This window comes from Amphritea pacifica (assembly GCF_016924145.1).
GTDB classification, from domain to species: domain Bacteria; phylum Pseudomonadota; class Gammaproteobacteria; order Pseudomonadales; family Balneatricaceae; genus Amphritea; species Amphritea pacifica.
This window is the reverse complement of record NZ_JAFFZO010000027.1, coordinates 45352-61609: the sequence shown is the minus strand read 5'-3', so window position 1 is coordinate 61609 and position 16258 is coordinate 45352. Positions and strand designations below refer to the sequence as shown.

Annotated in this window: 10 protein-coding genes; all 10 read right to left on the bottom strand. The window is 53.3% G+C overall.

Annotation, left to right across the window (positions count from 1 at the left end; translation table 11 throughout):
* Positions 1 to 94: 94 nt before the first annotated feature.
* The 10 genes from pbpC to JW499_RS15670 all read right to left on the bottom strand — a co-directional run bounded on the left by pbpC (position 95) and on the right by JW499_RS15670 (position 16225).
* Positions 95 to 2431 (bottom strand): penicillin-binding protein 1C, encoded by a 2337-nt coding sequence (pbpC, locus tag JW499_RS15715; RefSeq protein ID WP_205211476.1) that lies wholly within the window; start codon positions 2429 to 2431, stop codon positions 95 to 97.
* Entirely contained in the window at positions 2403 to 7886 is a 5484-nt protein-coding gene (locus JW499_RS15710; protein ID WP_205211475.1) for an alpha-2-macroglobulin family protein, read from the bottom strand. The genes pbpC and JW499_RS15710 overlap by 29 nt, the downstream gene beginning before the upstream one ends.
* 362 nt (positions 7887 to 8248) lie before the next feature.
* The gene (locus tag JW499_RS15705; RefSeq protein ID WP_205211474.1) at positions 8249 to 9514 is read right to left on the bottom strand and encodes a DEAD/DEAH box helicase; all 1266 of its coding nucleotides are present in this window, start codon (positions 9512 to 9514) and stop codon (positions 8249 to 8251) included.
* A gap of 98 nt (positions 9515 to 9612) precedes the next feature.
* Entirely contained in the window at positions 9613 to 10188 is a 576-nt protein-coding gene (locus JW499_RS15700) for a phosphoribosyltransferase (protein WP_091352549.1), read from the bottom strand.
* Positions 10189 to 10230: 42 nt separating this feature from the next.
* Entirely contained in the window at positions 10231 to 10806 is a 576-nt protein-coding gene (locus JW499_RS15695) for a phosphoribosyltransferase (protein WP_232846459.1), read from the bottom strand.
* A gap of 115 nt (positions 10807 to 10921) precedes the next feature.
* Positions 10922 to 11854, bottom strand: coding sequence for an urea transporter (locus JW499_RS15690; RefSeq protein ID WP_205211473.1), 933 nt, complete (start codon positions 11852 to 11854; stop codon positions 10922 to 10924).
* Between the two features lie 176 nt (positions 11855 to 12030).
* Entirely contained in the window at positions 12031 to 12756 is a 726-nt protein-coding gene (locus JW499_RS15685) for a DUF5020 family protein (RefSeq protein WP_205211472.1), read from the bottom strand.
* A gap of 182 nt (positions 12757 to 12938) precedes the next feature.
* The gene (locus tag JW499_RS15680; RefSeq protein WP_232846458.1) at positions 12939 to 14288 is read right to left on the bottom strand and encodes an 8-oxoguanine deaminase; all 1350 of its coding nucleotides are present in this window, start codon (positions 14286 to 14288) and stop codon (positions 12939 to 12941) included.
* Positions 14289 to 14337: 49 nt separating this feature from the next.
* The gene (locus JW499_RS15675) at positions 14338 to 15810 is read right to left on the bottom strand and encodes a nucleobase:cation symporter-2 family protein (protein WP_205211470.1); all 1473 of its coding nucleotides are present in this window, start codon (positions 15808 to 15810) and stop codon (positions 14338 to 14340) included.
* A 67-nt stretch (positions 15811 to 15877) separates the two neighbouring features.
* Positions 15878 to 16225, bottom strand: coding sequence for a hypothetical protein (locus JW499_RS15670; RefSeq protein WP_205211469.1), 348 nt, complete (start codon positions 16223 to 16225; stop codon positions 15878 to 15880).
* Between the last annotated feature and the right edge of the window lie 33 nt (positions 16226 to 16258).

The window sequence follows — 16258 nt, the reverse complement described above, 5'->3', positions numbered from 1 at the left end:
CTTAGTTGTATACCATCGGAATCTATTGTTCAACAAGTTTATCGACACAATCCGATAGCCTGTACGGCGCAGCACTGACCTGGAGAAACAATCACTACCTCACCACTGAAAATCTGACCTGCTGCCATACCCCCTGCTCATCAACCAGTCGCAGCTGATGAGGGCCTTCATCCAGTGCGACGCTGAATTCATGAAAGGTTCGGGTCTCACCCAGATAATGTTTATCAAGATGCCAGAAGAGTCTGGCTGACTCTCTGTTGGTACTGGCCCGCAGGACAACCTCCCCCTGCAAGCCATTCAGATATCTCGGCACACTGATCACCTGTCCCGGTGCCGGATAGGTGATCTCGAAGTTTCCACCCAGCATACGGCGGTCGGGTGAACAGGCGGAATTAAAACCAGGCAGCGGTGTGTAGCCCGGGTGAGCGATCCGATAGTAAAAGGCCTGTGAAGGAGGCAACTGAAAAAAGGTTTTACTCACCACACTGCCGGTCTGATCGCATTCCCGACTGGTACGTAAGCCGGTTTTCCGGTCCACCGTGACCTGAACATGATGCGGACTGATCTTTTCAAAACGCGCCCCGGCTGGAATCAGTACCGACTGTCGGGAACAATCAAATTTCGGCAAATAGCCATTATCCCGGCACACCTGTATCGGTTTCAGTGCCGCATCCGGAGTCTGCGGCCAGCTTAATCCGGGCATGATATTCAGAGTATCAAACAGTATCGGTGCTGCAGCCCGGGTGCCGGTCAGCAGTTGACGACCTTCACCATTGGCATTGCCGGTCCAGACACCGACGGTGATATCCCGGGTGGTGCCGATCGCCCAGCCATCCCGTAAGCCGTAACTGGTGCCGGTTTTCCAGGCAACTTTCGCAGAACCGGCAAACAGACGATGCATGCTGTGCAACCCCGGACGGGTGACATCGGATAGCGCATCCAGTGTCAGCCAGGCGGCCCCCTGGCTGATCGGAGAGTGCCCGGCTTCCGGCAGAACTGCCTCACCGTACCTTACAGGCAGTTGCACAATCGGCTTCGCCCTCTGCGCCTGCCGGCTCAGATTCGCATAGGCCGCTGTCAGATCCACCAGACTCACCTCTGCGCCCCCCAGAATCAGGGAGAGGCCATACTCGTCAGGCGTACGGAACAGATGACTGAAGCCCATCTGTTTTAACTGATCATAGAATGCCTGATAACTGTACTGATCCAGCATCCGTACCGAGGGGATATTCAGCGATGCGGTCAACGCCAACCGGGCAGAGACCGCCCCCCGGTAAGATTCATCATAGTTAGTCGGCTGATAGCTGCCATACGCGGTGGGAATATCGGGAATCAGCATCCGTGGGGTGATATCACCACTGTCCAGCATCGAAGCATACAGAAAGGGTTTCAGAGTGCTGCCCGACGAGCGTGGCTGACTGGCAATATCCACATAGGGCGCAAACTCTGGCCGCTGACTGAAGGGCGTATTGCCAAAATAAGCCTTCACCTGCAGCGTGGCATTATCAACCACGATTAATGCGAGATTATTAATTCCAAGCGCCCCGAGTCGCTGACTGTGCTGCTGCAGAATAAACTCGATTTTCCGCGTCAGACGACGGTCAATCTCAGTATGAAACACCGCCTGACCGGGGAACTCCTGACTGAGCCGGTCAAGCAGATGCCCGGCCAGGGCGGGCCATGGCTGAGGTTTATCGGGGATCGGTTCCAGCAGTGACAGCCGGTAGTCCTGCTCACTGAGAACTCCCTTCTGCCAGAGTTTATGCAGCAAAAAGTCCCGTTTATGGCGCAACTGTTCCCGACTACGAGCCAGATGCATCGCCGACGGGCTGTTAGGCAGAACCGCCAGCAGCGCCGACTCCGCCCAGCTCAGTTCGGTTAAGCGACGGCCAAAATAGCGCCAGGCGGCCGCTTCAATCCCCACCGTATTACCGCCCATCGGCGCATTTGCTGCATATAGCGACAGAATCTGCTGTTTCGACAGCTGCATCTCCAGTCGTAATGCAAGATGCAGTTCCTGTAACTTCTGCCACCAGGTGCGGGCACGGTTGCCCTCCACCATACGTGCCAGTTGCATGGTAATGGTGCTGCCACCACTGACGATCCGCCCTGACTTCAGGTTGAGATAAAACGCCCGGATAATCGCCAGGGGATCAACCCCCGGGTGAGACATGAAACGCTTATCTTCAAACTGAATCAGGGAGGTGGTATACGCCTCAGGCAGTGGCGACACCGACTGAAACCGCCACTGCTGATCCGTGGCGATCCGGGCGCTGAGCAACTGGCCGTTCTGATCCAGCAGTAAACGAGACAGCGGTTGATTGAACAGCGGCTGCGGCAACGGCCATCCCAGAGAGAGGCCGAAAACCGCTACCAGCGTCGCAACGACGATGAGCCAGCGTTTATTGATCAGCCGCGATAACCGCAACACTCTGACCTTTCACCTGGACTTTAAGGTTATCGTTATACATCGCAGAGGCAGAAATCGCCGGCAGATAGAATCGACCGATAAACGAGGCATTCAACTGCACGGAAAGCATTTTCTGCTCGCCCGCTTTAAGCCCCATATAGGCACTCACCCGATCATCACGAATATCCACATAATCAAACTGACAGACTGCCTCTGAGCAGGCCTCCCGCTCATTATCGATCTGCCAGCCACTGGCCGCGCGAAAATTAAGGGCAATATTACTGATCTCATGCCGGGTGGTATTACTCAGCCGTAGCTGCGCCGTAAGATTTGTGCCCTGGGTTAAGCGGTCAATCTCAACCGTTTCCCCCTCACTATTCTCATAGACCACCTCAAGTTTCAGCCCCTGGGAATACTCCAGCTCTGATCCCGGCCCGGCAACACCGTTCTGCGTCAGGGTTATCCACACCGGTTGAATCCCGGCATTACTGACGTTCACCGCTGTTGCAGTATCATCACCTGACAGATCCACCTCACTCACCTGCGGAGTCACTTCCAGAGTCTGCTGACTGCCCTGCTGCGCGACAACCACCTCTGAGTTGCCATGGTCAGAGCCACCAATGGACTGCTGAGCCTGTTGATAACGGGCTAACGCGACCAGCGCAAAGGCGGTGGACTGGGTGCTGTGCCAGCGATCCTCCGCCAACTGCCCGGCAATCTCATCGGCCAGTTCAGTGGCACTTACCGGGTCAGCCAGTTTGGCATAGAGCATCAGGAACAGAGCGTTATCCCGCAACACCGAGCCAAAGCTGGCAGAGCTGGTATCGTACTGCTCAACCGCTGTCAGGCCATCTGAGATCAGCGACCGGGCAACATCATCCTGACCGGCATACAGGTAGGCCAGTGACAGCAATGCCACACTGGCGCTGTCATCCACCTGCAACGCTTTAAGTCGATACATAGCAGACCAGTTAGGCTTGCCATACAGACTCAGGGTAAATAGCCGGTATGCCTGGGCTTTAATCTTTTCCACATCAGAGCTGTCGACGGCAAAGTTAGACTGCTGATACTGATAGGCAAGCCACTGCTGCATCAGACTCTGCGGCACCTCATAACCCGCCTGTTGCGCCAGCAACAGGAAGTGCCCGGCATAGTTGGTGCCCCAGGCATTACTTTGCCCCTGCCCCGGCCAGTAAGCGAAACCACCATCCAGAGTCTGGAACGTCTGCAACCGGTTGATCCCCGCCGAGATATTCGTCTCAATCTCTGACAGTTGTTTCTCATCCAGCCTGCTCAACTGATCCAGATAGAGCTGTGGAAACACTGACGAAGTGGTCTGCTCAATACAGCCGTGTGGATAACGCACCAGATAATCCATGCGCGCTTTCAGGCTGACGGGTTTAAACAGACTCAGTGCCAGAGACGCCTGATTGCTGCCCGGAATACCGAAGGGTTCCAGCCTGACGTCCTGAGAAGACCCGGCCTTCACAAGATAGGAGGTGGTGCGGGTTGTCCGCTCATTCGGAGCATTGATATCCAGATAAACCGTTTGACTGCTGTGAGCATGTGCCGACTCCAGAGCAACGGTAAATTCCGCTTTACCGGTTATATTGCCGGTCTGAATGGCAAAACTGGCAATCGCGGAGGAGTATGGCGGCAGAGTCAGTTGCTGCGTTGTTTGTTCAACCTGCACCCGGGTATCATCGACCTGCAAACTGATCTGCACAGGGGCGGGTTCAGCGGTGTTATTAAACAGTTCCACCGGCACCTGAGCCTGTTCTCCGGTTCGCATCACCCTTGGCAGGGTTGGAAAGACCGAGATCTCATCCCGCACCACCACTTCCTGCTCCGCTTTACCGTACGCGGTGCCATCTTCGGCCACCAGCATCACCCGCACCGCACCCAGATACATCGGCAGGGTGACATGGTGACTACGCTGCTCTCCGGCAGCCAACTTAAAACTGCCAATAAACTGCACCAACGGAGGAAAGCGGCGGTTCTTCTTGCTTTTCTCATCATCGGATTGGGCATCACTGCCGCCAACCGGCAACAGGCCATGCAGCTCACCACTGTAAGCGCCGACGACATCTTTATAGAGATCCCAGGTTTTCACCTGTAATGCCTGGCGCTGATAAAAGTACTTAAACGGATCCGGCGCGCTGTAGTTGGTCAGCCCCAGCAGCCCTTCATCCACCAGCGCCAGCGTATAGGCCATTGGACGGCCCTCAGACTCAGAGACCTGAATATCAAAACTGGCGCGGGAGTTCACCTGCTCCACAGTCGAGATCAACGGATGGAGATGTTTCTGCGGATCTTCAACCTGCAGCGGGATAATACCCATCAGTCGCATTGGCCGGTCATTTTCACGGCTGGCGTGGGGTTGCAGATAGGTCACGCTGAGATAGATATTCGGTGCCATCTCCGGGGTGATCGCGACCTCAATCTGCTGTTGCAGCATCTTTTTCTGCGCATCCTGTTCAACCCAGAACTGTTGTAACACCCGGGTTGCGGACTCAACGGTCACCAGCGCCCGTCCCTCTTTCAGTTCCGGCAGCGTCACTGTTGCGGTTTCCCCTACCTGATAGGTCTCCTTATCGCTGAACAGTGTCAGACGATCAACATTGTCACCCTGTGACTCCTGCTGACGTCCCGCCCAGCCGGGCCAGTCAATGTAGACCACTTTACCGCTGCAGTGGGTATCTTTACCGGCGATACAGGCGCGTACCAGATAACGCCCCCATTGAGGATAGTTGACCCGCAACGGCCACTCCGCCATTCCATTTTCATCGGTGACCGCTTCACCACTGGTAACCATTCTGCTGTGCTGAGCGTCAGTATAACGGGCCAGCGATTCACTGCTCTTCTCATACCACCACTTCCACTCAAGCTTATAGACGCTGATCTCAAGATTGGTATCACTCACCGGCTGACCACTCTTATCCAGCACCACCAGACGGGTTTTATGGTCCTCATCGGTTAGCAACATCCCCCGGGCAGCGTCCCCTTTCGGCAGTTGCAGTCCCAGATAACGGTCATAGTAATCAAAGGGGCGGGAGAAGCTGTTACTGCTGAACTGGCCACTCTCTTCAAACACCCGGTTAGTAAAACGCGCTTTAAGCATGCCGGGGGGTGGGGTTTTACTTTCAATCAGCAGATCAAATTCGGTATCGCCCTGCTCATTGAGGGTCCCTTCAAACAGATTGATTTTACTGGCACGGTAATCCCGGGCCGGATCATCAAAGGTATAATCAGGAAACTTACCGGCAAACCGGGTGTTCACCGGCACCAGAGTGACCGACACATCCGCTTTCAAGCCACTGGCAGGGGCACCATGCAGCCATTGCGAATGCAACCCGACCCTTTGCTCAACGGCGTTTTGCAAACGGAGATCCTCGGCCAGATCCAGCTCAACTTTGAGTCGGTTAGGCACCACGGTTTCGATCCGCAGAGGATAATGGAAATCCTGTCCGCCTACCCGGATCACCGCTTCCCAGTTACCGGTCGGGGCATTCATCGGCGTCGTCAGCGTAAAGGTGTACAGATTACCCACCGGATGATTACTGTAGATCGACTCGATCAGTTGTCCGGAAGGGTTAAACAGTTCCACAACCACCGGATGTTCGGCAGGCAGTTCATTGAGCTTATCCTGCAGGATAAAGCTCAGATAGATATTATCGCCGGGTCGCCAGATATCCCGTTCACCATAGATAAAGCCATCGATATTGCTTTGCAGGTGGGTGCCGCCGATATCAAACTGACTGGTGGTCAGGGCACTGACCTCATTCAGTTTAAGGTAACCAACCTGATCACCCGCTGCGGCCTGAAGATAAAACGCTTTACCGCTGAGTTTAACATCAACAAAACCACGTTTATCCGTTTTACCCTGGCCCACCGACTGACCCTGATAGTTAAATATTTCAACCTCAGTATTGGCGACAGGCTCAGCGGTTTTCAGGTTGGTGATAATGACATGGGCAGTATCCGCATCCGGCGCCTGTTTCACGACGATACCGATATTGGAGCGCAACAGATTTTTCGCAGCACGGGTATCGGCAGAATATTTATAGTAACTGTCATCGCAGGCGCTCAGACTATTCGCACGGGAGGAGGTCTGGCTAAAGTAGTTCCATGAACTCTCACCATCCTCATGCTGCAACTGATCGGCACTGGCAGGCAGTTTGCGCTCTGGCAGTGGCACAGCATTCTCTGCATCACTGCAGGGCAGCAGTGAGTCACCCCGGTCCAGTGACAGAGTAAGGCGGATCAGGCTGCCGGTCTTCTTGTTCATCAACTCGCTGATATCCATGCGATAGTCCTGCCAGCTGCGCAAAGCGCCCTCATCCAGCGGGATCGACTTTTGCCAGATAAAACGGCCAACCTTCTCCAGAGACCGATCACCGTCCAGACGGTTTTCCTGCAGGAACTGACCGACATTGTCAGCAAAAACCTCAAACGCAGTCACAGTTACTGATTTTGCGCTAACCGCCTGAAACGGCAGTTCAATGCGTGCGCCATCCGGCAGAATCATCCCCTGGCCGGTAAACCGTACCGCAGGCTTCATCGGCGCAATATTAAAGGTTTTATCCTGACTGGCAGCAAGGCCTACACCGCAGCGATCCTGCAGTTCCTTATGCACCGTCAGCTGTACACTTTCGGCATTGGAGTTGTTCAGTCCCAGGCGCAGCCTGTTCCCCCTGACCTGATAACGGGTAAAACGGTACTGACTGGAGATCAGATGTTTAAATGCCTGGTCTTTATCGAGATTACGGTTAAACACCAGTTCAAGCACACCTCCGGCATCCTCGACAATGCCTCCGGAAAGCAGCTCCAGAGAACTGCTGTCATCGCCTGCAGAGCTGGGCACTAAGAATACCTGTTGCTTACGGGAATCAGCACCGGACTCACGACGGTTCCAGCTAACGGTAATCTGCTGACCACAACTGGCACTGCGGGCTATATTACTGATTACCAGCTCGGGTAAAGCCGCTTTCCCAGACTCACCCTCTGCACTTTCCGGCATCAATACCGCAACCACAGCGGTGCTGTCCGACACACTGATCAGTTGCTCAATCTCAGTACTCTTCAGCCCCGCAGCACCGCTGATCTGGGCATGAATAGACACGCTGTTGGCGGTGTCATCCCGAACCACCGGCTGGCCCTGTTTAAGATCTGTCCAGTTCAGACTGAACGGCGAGTCGGCAGCCTCAGAGGCGTCAGTCGCAGAAGAAGAAGGAGCGGAATTGTCACTACTGGCAACACTAACCGCTGTATTTTCGGTGTTTTCATCCGCTGCTGCATCGACTGCTTCGGCTACAACAACAGGTTTGACCGGTTCAGAACTGGCAGCAGCGCTACTCTCTGCCGTCTGTGTCGCGGAGGGGGCTGAATCATCACCACACCCGGCCAGGTTCAGCAGTAACAGTAGCGCAACAAAAGTCCGCAGCAGTGACAGAGAAACAGGAGAAGCCCTTAACATATATAAATCCTTTTATAGAGTGGACGCCGAGAGAGTGAATTGTGCGGTAGAGGAAGCATTATACCAATGCTTTATGTCAGTGTTATATAACATCGGGGTCTGCCTCCATGACTGGCACTTACTGTAAGGTACAGAGTACGCATGTCCACCGATACTACCCCTGCCATCCTTAATCGTCCCTGAAGCTATTACAGCAGTGGCTCGTTGCTCATGCCCTTCATCAACCCCATGCAACAACTTTCTTACAAAGCTGTTAACCAAAACACTTACTATCAAAACAATAAAGAAGGCTGTTGCGAGCTACGAGTAAATCACGTTCTTGGTGACGTTCGAGATAAGCCACGAGCAACGACGGATAGCTTTTACTTCTTCCGGTTCTTCGCTGCGGGCTTTGCTGTGCCACTTTTACTGCGGATAATCTTGGTCCGCCCGGCTTTATTGGTGCGCGGCCGGTGGATCTTTTTACCCAGTTTTTTACGCAGGCCATCGCGGCTGCCCACTTCATAACCCGGCATATAGATACGCTGGATACGGCTGCCGATCAGACGTTCGATATCATCCAGGGCGCGCTCCTCTTCCCGACTAACAAACGAGATCGCTTTGCCCTGAGCGCCAGCCCGGCCGGTGCGACCGATGCGGTGTACATAATCTTCCGCCAGATAGGGCAGATTATAGTTCACCACCAGCTCCAGCCCCTGAATATCGAGACCACGGGCCGCCACTTCGGTGGCCACCAGTACCTGAATCTTGCCCTCTTTAAAATCAGCAATCGCACGACGACGCGACCCCTGCGACTTATCCCCATGACAGATCGCCGCTGAGATACCATCAATCTTAAGATCCACCATCAATGAATCAGCCTGGGCTTTGGTGCTGGTAAACACCAGCACCTGAAACCACTGATGCTTGTTAATCAGTTCTGCAAACAGATCCGCCTTGCGCTTCTCCTCAACCGGATAGACCACATGTTCCACGGTATCTGCGGTGGCATTCAGTTTTGCCACCCGAACGGTTTCGTAGGGTGTCATCAGCTGTTTCGCCAACTGATTAACGGTTGGTGAGATGGTGGCCGAAAACATCAGTGTCTGGCGTTTTTTGGCGGTCTGTTGCAACAATGTGGTGACATCGGCGATAAAGCCCATATCCAGCATCCGGTCGGCCTCGTCCAGCACCACAAACTCAGCTTTCGCCAGACTCACATTACACTGCACCACATGCTCAAGCAGCCGTCCCGGTGTCGAGATCACAATATCAACGCCCGCTTTCAGCTTTTTCTGCTGGCTATCCATATTAACGCCGCCATACAGGGCGAGAATTTTCAACGGCAGGAACTGTGCATAACGCTTAATCGTATCCGCCAGCTGTTCTGCCAGCTCACGGGTTGGCGTCAGAATCAGTGTGCGCGGACAGCCGGACTCGGTGGGTTTAGGCCGGTCATGCATCTGCTGCAGGATAGGCAGTGCAAATGCAGCGGTCTTTCCGGTGCCGGTCTGTGCATTGGCCAGCACATTCTTACCCCGCCGGGCGGGTACAATGGCCTGCTCCTGAACCGGGGTCATCTGACTATAACCACAGGCATCCAGGGCCTGCTGAATCTCAGGTGCCAGATCTAATGCTGAAAACTTCATGATAAATCCTCGGTATGCCTGTTTTTACGGGCGCATATGATAAAGGAATTTCAACATTTAAGTGAAACTCTTTACAGATCATCTCCGTTACAACACGGTCAGATCTTTACTGTCTCCATAATGGCCTGCATACCGGGCTTATTGGCAAAGATCTCCGCTTCCGTTAACCCGACCATCTCATAGGGCAGCACCAGCCACTTATCTGAGGTATGGATATAGAAATCAGGAACCCGTTGTGTCCGGTTATTGGCCGGTTTGAACCAGGGTACAGCGACTTTCACATCCACCGGCATATTACGCTTAGCCCGCTGAGACAGCTGGGTAATGACCGCATCAATGCTTTTGCCCGAGCCGTAAACATCATCAACAATCAGCAACTTGTCATCACGATTCAGATTTTCCAGCAGATAGCGCAAACCATGGGCTTTAATATTCCCCTCCCCCTCGATCATCGACTGATACCCAGGCAACCCGCGATAGGAGGTGCGAATTGAGATATGATCGGTTTTCACCCCCAGGTATTGCAGGCACTCCTGCACATAGATACCGACGGTACTGCCGCCCCGCCAGATGCCAACGATAAAATCGGGGCGATAACCGCTTTCAAAGATCTGAGCGCCTAAGCGAAACGAGTCACAGATCAGTTCCTGTTCATTAATATACTGTTTTTCCACAATACTCCCCCTCCCAATCGGGAACCGCCTCCTGTTTTGCCTTTAGCCCACCCGGGGAATCAGATCACCAATGATGTCAAACAACTCCGGCCGATGGCTCTTAATCTCATCCACGGTCAGCCCTTCAAGTGAGTGGGGATATTTCAGCCAGGCTTCGGTTTCGTGGAGATAATATTCAGGGTCAACCCCGGTTTTATTCCGTGCCGGCTTAAAATAGGGCACTGCGATGCGAATATCTTCCGGTGTGTTGAGGCGGCATTTCAGTTTCAGTTCTTTAATTACCGCCTGAATTGTCAGCCCGGTATCGTAAACATCGTCAACAATCAGCAGGCTGTCTGTGGCCTGGATATTCTTGATCAGATAATCCATCCCATGGATCTTCACCGCTTTAGACCGGCCATCGATACCGTCACTGTATGAGGAGGTGCGAATCGCAATATGGTCACTCTGAATACCGTAGTAGGCGAGAAACTCCTGTACCGCCACGCCAATGGGGGTGCCTCCCCGCCAGATAGCAATAATATAGGTGGGTCTGAAACCATCATTAATAATTTTTGCCCCTAAGCGGAATGAGTCTTCCAGCAGCGTCTGGGCATCGAGATATGTTTTTTCCATCATTTCATACTCTGTCGATAACGCCTGCCATCATAACAACCGGACCGCCATTTCTGTATCGGAATTTGAGCATAACGGTATATTTTCACGATGGCACTCCATCACCATTGCCGTGTTTTCAGGATACCTTCTCGAATACTCTTGTGCGATCAGGCTTCGGAAAAAGGCAGGATAACGTCCAGACACTCAGCACAAAGGGGGCGGTCAGGGGCATAACATCAAAGAGTTGCAGCAAACGACTCAGCAACACCGCCAGTAGTACACCGCAGACGAAAGTCAGTGGCCGGAGATAACTGCGCTGGTGTAACGCCAGAATCACCAGCACAGCGTTATAGCTGTATACACCCGACTGGGTTTGAGCCATCGGAAAGTCCAGCAACAGCGAGATCACCAGACTCAGAATTACCGCGCATACCACAACCAGGGTAGCCGCTCTCGAGGCGATAAACAGACCGGCTAGCAACAGCGCCCCACTGACACTACTATTGAGAAACAGCACCTGCCCAACAGCCGACACAACACCGCTGAGCAGACCCGTCACGATGCCTGGTGCTCCCGGGTCAACGATATCAGATAAACCGGACTGAGCCATCGGTTGGGGAGTGAAAAGCAGCCACAACAGCCAGACCGACAGAATAAACGGCGAGGTATAGGTAGCGCAGTCCAGTCGTTGTAAACCGCGCCCGATAATCGTGGCAAGCAGCGTAACGGCGACCGTCAGCATTAACACCAGCGGCCCGCTTAACGGCCATAAACAACTCACCGCCAGCCCCACCAGCGCACCATTAAAGCCATACAACCCCTGCCCCAACGGATTATGCTGGCGATTCGACTGGCTGAGCAGCATCAGGGTACAGAGCTGTTCAACCACACAGCCAAGAACGGCCGCAACCGCCATGATCGGTGCCTGAATCGCCACGGCAAGGATAAACAGCAGACCGGTCCAGCGGTTATGCTGCAACAAAATCTGGCTGAAACTGGTTAGCACACCATGCAGGAACGGGGTTCGCCACAGCAAACCTGGCCACGACAAAACATCACTGGACACCATCGGGAGATTCTCAAAAGTACTCAGATAAAAACCATACGCGAAGTATGAGGGGCGCTATGCCATCGATAACAATCTGCCGGATGCCGAAGGGGGAGGCATCCGCAGATTGTTATACAACGTGATGGCTAAGCGCCGGGATTACGCGCAAAACTGCGCGATGTTTTAAGTGGGACCAATCAGAAATGCCACTTCAACAGCAGTGCCGGATTACGCTCGTCAACGCCATCGATACCAAACTTATTGTTCCAGTAGGCATACTCCACACCAACATACACCGGGGCTTTGGTACCGATCAGCTTGCCGGCATTCCATTTCAGCTGCGAGGTGAAGTTCATCTCCGAGGCTTTATCCGACTCAGACGTGGTCCAGTCGATAAAACCATCATAAAGAAACTCCGCATCGCTCAGCGCAAATGGTAGTCCCCAGGTGAGGGTCAGTTGAGTATCATTGGATGACTTATCGTTATTGGCACGATACAGGTTGGCATTGAAGTACTGAAATCCCGGTACATCCAGACTGACGCCCACTCCGGCAAGAAAGTTATCAAATCCCTCCCCGCTCTCCCAGGTGCCTGCCAGCAGCACATCTTTCACCGGGCCAAACGAGAGATCATTACCGGTCAGGCTGGACAAGCTCAGCCGGGGTGACAGCTCCATATAGTTTTCGCTGTCACCATTATCCGATTCCAGCCGGTCGAGGAAGAAGAAGTTATCGCCCCAGCTATGACCGCTGGCATGTTCAACCGTCACCACCTGACGGTCCGGATCGCCCACCTCATAATCGCTACCGTTCAGATAAGTAAGGCTGAACGAGCTCCACAGCATCTCGGCAGAGGCCGACATAGAGAGTATTGAGAGCATCGCTCCGGCGACTACACTGACAGACATTGGTGCTATTTTCATCTTAGGTTTCCTTATTGTTATATTTTCAGTTTTCAGACACACTTTTTTGCAAACGCGTTTTTTAAAACGAGCGTTGCCCTGCCGGCCAGTTGTGGCCAGCATGACGGGGTAAAATTACACAGGGTAGTAAGGGTTATGTCCGCTACGAAGATGCAGCGGACAGCATCAGACCGCGTGGCTGATCAGTTGGCGGCCAGTTTTCTTGCCAGAGCTTTCTGTCGCTGGATTAATTGCGCGATATCATAATCGACGATGGCACCGTCAATCACACGCCACCGGCCAGCCACCATCACCCGGTCGGCCTGATGGGCACCGCAGAGCACCAGCGCCGCCAATGGATCGCCAGCACCGGCAAAGCGCAGCTCATCCAGTTTGAACAGGGCAATATCCGCCTGTTGCCCCACTTTAAGTGATCCCAGATCATCCCGGCCCAGACAGCGGGCAGAGCCTTCAGTCGCCCAGGACAGTACTTTCTGATGGGTAATTTCAGATGCATCGTACTTGAGGCGACCCAGCAGGAATGCCTGACGTACCTCCTGAATCATGTTGGAGCCATCGTTGGAAGCCGAACCATCCACCCCCAGCCCCACAGGGCTACCCGCAGCTTCAAGATCCAGTGTCGGACACAAGCCTGACGCCAACAGCATATTGGAGGATGGGCAGTGGCAGATACCGGTTCCCGCAGCCCCCAGACGACGCACTTCATTGTCATTAAAATGGATTCCGTGAGCCAGCCATACCCGGTCGGTCAGCCAGCCAACCTTCTCCAGGTAGTCCAGTGGCCGCAGACCAAACATCTTGATACAGAACGCCGTTTCATCATGGGTTTCCGCCAGATGGGTATGCAGTCGCACATCATATTTTTGTGCCAGTTCAGCGCTGGCCCGCATCAGACTTTCGCTTACCGAAAACGGTGAACAGGGCGCCAGTGCAACCCGGCTCATCGCCCCCGCTTCGGACTGATGATACTGGCTAATCAGACGTTCGCTGTCATCCAGAACAGCCTCTTCACTCTGCACCGTTGACTGAGGTGGCAAGCCGCCATCCTCTTCGCCCAGGCTCATCGAACCACGGGTGAGATGCACCCTGACACCCAGTTTTTCAGCCTGCGCCATCTGAATATCGATAGCGTTCTCCAGCCCCTGAGGAAACAGGTAGTGATGATCACTGGCGGTAGTACATCCGGACAGCAGCAACTCTGCCAGCGCCACCTGAGTCGACACTTCAATCATCTCCTCTCCCAGCTTAGCCCATACGGGATAGAGGCTTTTCAGCCAGCTGAACAGGGATTTATTCAGCGCCTGGGGAAACGCCCGGGTGAGGGTCTGATAAAAGTGGTGATGACTGTTAATCAGTCCCGGCAACAGGACATGTTCACGGGCGTCAAACACCTCATCCACAGGCTGAACCGGTGATGCGCCACTGGCCAGCACTGCAACAATCGTCTGTCCCTCTATCACCACCCCGCCAGCACACTCACTGTCCAGTGTTGCCAGAGGGTTCTTAATCCAGATACGCCGGGAACTGTTCAACGTCTTCACTCCGTTAGTAAACTCATTTATTAGATATGACGGGCAATCATTAGCCATTAACACTGGAACACAGCGAGGGATTTTGTCCCTGAGGGGTCATAGTGTCTGCAGCTGTCTCTGCTGCAGATCCTCTGCAAGCATTGTCATCAGTACCCTCGACTTCTGTCTCTTCAACCTCTTCGCCATCCATATTGGTTGGCAGGATGAAGTTCAGGATAATGGCTGCCAGTGCACCAATGGTGAGCGGCGAACCGATAATATTTTTCAGCGTCGCTGGCATGGCAGACAATACTTCTGGTACAGATGCCACCCCCAGTCCCAGACCGATAGAGATCGCGGTGATCAGCATATTGCGGCGATTCAGTCCCGCCTGGGAGATAATCTTAACCCCCGCCATCGCCACGGTACCAAACATAATCAGCGTCGCACCACCCAACACCGGTTTTGGCATCTGCTGCAAGACGCCGCCGATGATGGGAAACAATCCCAGTAACACCAGAATGCCGGCAATAAACAGCGCCACATGGCGGCTGGCCACACCGGTCAGCTGAATCACACCGTTATTCTGGCTGAAGGTGGTCATCGGCAGACTGTTCAGCGATGAAGCGATCGCCGAATTGCAGCCATCAGCCAGTACACCGGCTTTGATTCGCTTAACATACACCGGCCCGGACACCGGCTGATTTGACACCATACTGTTTGCCGTGAGGTCGCCGGTGGTTTCCAGTGCAGTAATCAGATAGATAATAGCGATTGGCAGAAACGCCGCAAAATCAAAACTGAAACCATATTTAAACGGTACCGGAATCGCAATCAGCGCCACCTCATTCAAACCGCTGAAATCAACCTTACCCATCGACCAGGCGACAAGAAAGCCAAATGTCAGGCCGATTATCACCGCACTCAGACGTAACATCTGTACCTGAAAACGGTTAAAGATCACGATAGTTATCAGCACAATCCCTGCCAGCGCCAGGTTCACCGGGGCCCCCAGATCTTTGGCTCCGAAGCCTCCGGCAATATCGGTCATCGACACCTTTATCAGTGACAGGCCGATCAGCGTGATTATCGTGCCGGTAACCACCGGGGTAATAATCCGTTTCAGCTTATCGATAAAGCGACTCAGAAATATCTCCACAAACGCGCCGAAAAAACAGACGCCGAAAATGGTCGAGAGGATCTCCTCCGGGCCGCCGCCCTTACCTTTGACAATAAAACCCGCCGCCAGGATGGAACTGAGAAAAGCGAAGCTGGTGCCCTGCACACAAAGAAGCCCCGATCCCACCGGGCCTATACGACGCGCCTGAATAAAGGTTCCTATACCGGAGACTATCAACGCCATGCTGACCAGATAGGGCACCTCACTGCCAAGCCCCAGCACACCGCCAACAATCAGTGTCGGGGTGATTATGCCGATAAAACTTGCCAGTACATGCTGCAAAGCCGCAAAGGTTGATACGGTAATCCCCGGCTTGTCTTCCAACCCGAAGATCAAATGAATTTTGGAACTCTGATTTGCCATTGTGACATACCTATTTATTGTTATTGGCCCCCTGCAGCGTATCAGGCAACAGGGGCTTCACAAGCGATCAGCCAGACTGTTTGTCCAACGAGTTATAAAAGTAATCCAGATAGAGATTATTGTCCACAAAATATAAAAACATTGTATCCACATTATGAAAACAGCCCTTCGGCTTTATCCTCTTCTGAAAGCCCGGCCAAACCAACGGCCGGGTTAAAACAGCAGTGCAACGCTCTGCCACCGCTGCCATCACGGCATTGCAGTCTTCCTGAGTTTTCCCGATGATAGCGACAGGCAGTTCGCAAACGGTTTTCAATGCAACACACCAAAAGACACACCCATACTTTGTATACAAAAATAACAAAATAAAGGTATACAAAATACTCTTTTTATTTATTACAGAAATTCCAGCCATATTTCACACCCACCACAGAACAATCTCCCGCAT

Coding starts and splice junctions, on each gene's coding strand:
- JW499_RS15675 (WP_205211470.1), bottom strand. CDS start 15,810: ATGGCAAATCAGAGTTCCAAAATTCATTTGATCTTCGGGTTGGAAGAC.
- JW499_RS15705 (WP_205211474.1), bottom strand. CDS start 9,514: ATGAAGTTTTCAGCATTAGATCTGGCACCTGAGATTCAGCAGGCCCTG.
- JW499_RS15710 (WP_205211475.1), bottom strand. CDS start 7,886: ATGTTAAGGGCTTCTCCTGTTTCTCTGTCACTGCTGCGGACTTTTGTT.
- JW499_RS15685 (WP_205211472.1), bottom strand. CDS start 12,756: ATGAAAATAGCACCAATGTCTGTCAGTGTAGTCGCCGGAGCGATGCTC.
- JW499_RS15670 (WP_205211469.1), bottom strand. CDS start 16,225: ATGGCTGGAATTTCTGTAATAAATAAAAAGAGTATTTTGTATACCTTT.
- JW499_RS15695 (WP_232846459.1), bottom strand. CDS start 10,806: ATGATGGAAAAAACATATCTCGATGCCCAGACGCTGCTGGAAGACTCA.
- JW499_RS15690 (WP_205211473.1), bottom strand. CDS start 11,854: ATGGTGTCCAGTGATGTTTTGTCGTGGCCAGGTTTGCTGTGGCGAACC.